Annotated in this window: 3 protein-coding genes and 1 pseudogene; 3 read left to right on the top strand and 1 reads right to left on the bottom strand. The window is 61.4% G+C overall.

From position 1 onward, the window contains the following. A pseudogene (locus tag DQ229_RS16680) lies at positions 1-185 on the top strand (DNA methyltransferase); the annotation flags it as partial. Then, positions 182-859 (top strand): hypothetical protein, encoded by a 678-nt coding sequence (locus DQ229_RS00470; RefSeq protein WP_114964315.1) that lies wholly within the window; start codon positions 182-184, stop codon positions 857-859. The pseudogene DQ229_RS16680 and the gene DQ229_RS00470, both read left to right, overlap by 4 nt. A 13-nt stretch (positions 860-872) precedes the next feature. On the opposite strand, the gene DQ229_RS00465 is transcribed toward DQ229_RS00470, so the two are convergent. Beyond that, the gene (locus DQ229_RS00465) at positions 873-2,930 is read right to left on the bottom strand and encodes a DUF262 domain-containing protein (RefSeq protein WP_114964314.1); all 2,058 of its coding nucleotides are present in this window, start codon (positions 2,928-2,930) and stop codon (positions 873-875) included. A 199-nt stretch (positions 2,931-3,129) separates the two neighbouring features. Between DQ229_RS00465 and DQ229_RS00460 the strand changes: the two genes are divergently transcribed. Then, a partial coding sequence (locus DQ229_RS00460) for an antitoxin Xre-like helix-turn-helix domain-containing protein (RefSeq protein ID WP_338014127.1) occupies positions 3,130-3,321 on the top strand: 192 nt, incomplete at its 3' end.

The raw sequence follows: 3,321 nt of genomic DNA, 5'->3' as shown, positions 1-3,321 counted from the left end.
TGATGGGCTGGCCCATCGGGCACGCGCTCTGCGCCTGCTCGGCAACGGAGTTCATCCACTGGCTGCAGCACATGCGTGGCGCTCTCTCGCAGCTGCCCATGGCCTCAGGCCCGTGGATCTGGAGACCGACGGACCAGGCCCAGCGCCCGGCACAGATGGATTTCCTTGAAGGATTGCAGCCATGAGCATTCACAGCAGGATCGGCCGCACAGGCAGCACGAAGGTCAAGCGCGCGCTGGGCGTGCAGGCGGCGCTGGAATGGGCGTTCCGGATCGAGAAGGCTCAGCTGGAACTACCCTTGCCCCGGGACGTGACCGAGGAGGGCTTCGGCTTCGGCCTCGAATACGTCCTGCTGCAACGTGCCGCGCTGGGCTGCAAGGTCGACGGCGGGCAGCACAAGCTCGGTGGCTATGTCCACGAGGATGCCGAGGTGATCGCTGCCATCGTCGCCAGGATGCCGGACAGTCTGGGAGGCAAGCGGATGGCGATCCGCGTGGCGGAGCTTGCGCGCGCGGGGCTGACACCGGACTGGATGCCGGGTGCCGTCCCTCGATGTGTCCCAGTCGATATCAAGCGGAACCAGCATGGCGAGCGGGCCGGCACGATCGTCGTGGGCACCGAGCGCGTCCTCACCCGCGGCAAGCGGCGCACCGTCGAGGTCCTGGCCTGCCCGGTGACCTTCTCCCCGCACCCCCACCAGATCGAGGCCGCCCGACGTGCCTATGACGATTGGTGGAAAGCGCTGGGCTGGGTCAAGGAAGGGCTGATCAAGGGCGCCATGCTGCGGGATGTGGAGGTGACGGCGGTGATGCCGCCAATCGCGCCATGGGCCCGCAGCGAAGCTTGCCCCAGCCGATGAGCACCAGCACCACCTACGCGAACTTGATGAACAACTCATCCTCGAGGCCGAGTTCGCTCAGGATGAATTTCATCCGCTCGAACTTGGACGTGGAATCAATATTCCCCTCGACGAAATACCCCTCCGCAACCTGAACGGCCTGCCGCAAGCTGACAGCGTCCGCTGTCAACTGGATGCGCTCGCCGAGTTTCGTGCCGTGGAAGGCGTCGGGCTGCTCCGAGAGCAGATGCTGGAGGACTTCGACATACAGCCGGCTGACCTGTGTCACCCAGAGGCGGTTGCCAAGGAAAACTGCATATTCGAGCTTCTTGAACCTGGGCTCTTCCGCCTCGAAGATGTTGACCTCTTCCTCATCCGGGCCGACCAGCACATCCACACTGGGCGCAGGCCAGACTTTCAGGAAACGCTGGGCGATGCGCTCTGCCCTCGCTTCAACCTGCGCGACATTCCAGTGGTCCAGGTTCTGCAGGTCGCGATTGAGCCAGAGCCGACTGAAACGGTAGCCCTGTTCACCCCCGTTCTCATTCATGTCGCGCTTCGCGACGAAGGTCTTGTTCCCAAGGCGGCCATTGTTGCCCGATAGCGTCAGATTCCCGATGGTGTTGAGATACTGCTCTCCCATGGCGGCATACTCATCCTCATCGACCATGCTGCGCCATTCCGGGTCCGGATTCTGTGGGAAGATGTGCTCGACGGTTATGCCCGGCGTCGTCACATCGACGACCTCGCGATTGTTGTGGTTCTCGAGGCGGTCGAAGAAATAGGTGCGCGTGCGCCCCTTCATGCTGTACATGTCCTTCTCTTTCAGGACAGCCAGCACCTCGGCATCGCGCGGGAAGCGCTGCGTGCCACCGCGCTGCATCAGCGCGCGCTGGATCGAGACCAGATATTCCTCCGGGTCGACACGGTCATAGAGCCCCATGAAGATCTTGTTCAGCGCATTGGTCGGCAGGCCCAGAATGGCGCGACGCCAGACATAGCTTTGCACCAGGCGCAGCACGGCAGCAAAGTCGTCGCGCGGGATCACGCCTGCCAGAAAATCCCGATAGACCGGCATGAGGAAGGGGTAAGACACATTGATCTCGAGCGTGCGGATATAGCCAAGTTCACGCGAGATCAGGGCGTCGGTTTCCATGTCAGGGTTCAGCAGGCGCGCATAGACATTCGACAGTTCGCGGATCTCGTTAAGCGCCTCCATCAACTCGGGCGCGCTTGGAACCGGGAACCGTTCCTTGAACTTGGCATAGACCGCGCTCTTGTTGGGAATGTCCTTCTGCTTCAGCGTCAGGTAGTCCCTGATGAAATCCGACACGCGGCTCTCATTCACCTCGAGATTGCGGGCGTTGCGTTCGATCGGCTCCCAGAACTTGCGGAACACCTGCTCCTGTTCCTTGCGCGGCAAGCCCATCAGGATGTAGTTTCGGATCAGGTCCGCCTGCGACAGTTCCAGCCCTGTCGAGTTCAGGCTCTCGAAAATGCGCTGCGGATTGTCCTTCTGCCGATCAAGCGCGATATTGACGAAGATCAGCTTGGACAGGCCCTGCAGAACGACCGCCACGTTGGTTTCATCAATCCGGCTCTGGAAGAAGCGGAAATTGTCGATCAGCCGCGAATACCCGCTGACCTTGACCGCTTCCTGCGGATCCATCATCTGCTCCAGCGCGGCCTTGTTGTTGTCGGTGGGTTTCAGCTTCAGCTTCTCGGCATCTTCGGCAAACTCGTTGATCAGGTAGGTCTTGTAGATGCGCTGGGCTTCCCGCTCTTCGCCAGCGGCAAGGAAGTACCGGTAGATCGCGATATAGATGAGAGTCAGCGTGGTCAGGCGCTGCTGGCCATCGATGATGGTGAATTCCTGCAACGCGGCGACAGCATGCACATCGTCGTGCACGTAAACGATGCTGCCGATGAAATGGCCCGACTGGCTCTCGTCAGCGCCGACAGCGAGTATGTCCTTGAACAACTGCGCGCATTGCGTCTTTGCCCAGTCGTAGTTGCGCTGGTAGACAGGAATGGCGAACGCCGTTTCGTTGCTCCCGAGGAAGCGATCAACCTTGGTCTCTGCTGCTTTCACCTAACACCCCCGATTCAATCGCCCCTTCAAGCTCCTATCCTCTGTAGGCGTATGAGTCACGCACCCGACAGCTGGCTCGCACTCAACGATGTCGCAACGGAGGCCTTGCGCTGGCAGGCGGCGGGGTCCGCAACTACGCAGCCGCCCGGATATTGCCATTTGGCATCAAGTCGCTATATTCAGGCCAAAGGAGACGATCATGCAGTTCGCCAACGTCCAGCCGATCACCGCCCGTCCGGACCTTCCCGTCATCACGGACGAGGAGGCCGCTGCCCTTGCACGTGCCACCGTCAACCTGTTCCGCGCGTGGGGCCTGACCGACGCGGAAGCCCGCACCCTGCTCGGCGACATGGCCCAGCGCACATGGGCGCGCTGGAAGACCGGCGACATC

This window comes from Alkalilacustris brevis (genome assembly GCF_003350345.1).
GTDB classification, from domain to species: Bacteria; Pseudomonadota; Alphaproteobacteria; order Rhodobacterales; family Rhodobacteraceae; genus Alkalilacustris; species Alkalilacustris brevis.
This window is presented reverse-complemented; position numbering and strand designations above follow the sequence as displayed.

Coding starts and splice junctions, on each gene's coding strand:
- DQ229_RS00470 (WP_114964315.1), top strand. CDS start 182: ATGAGCATTCACAGCAGGATCGGCCGCACAGGCAGCACGAAGGTCAAG.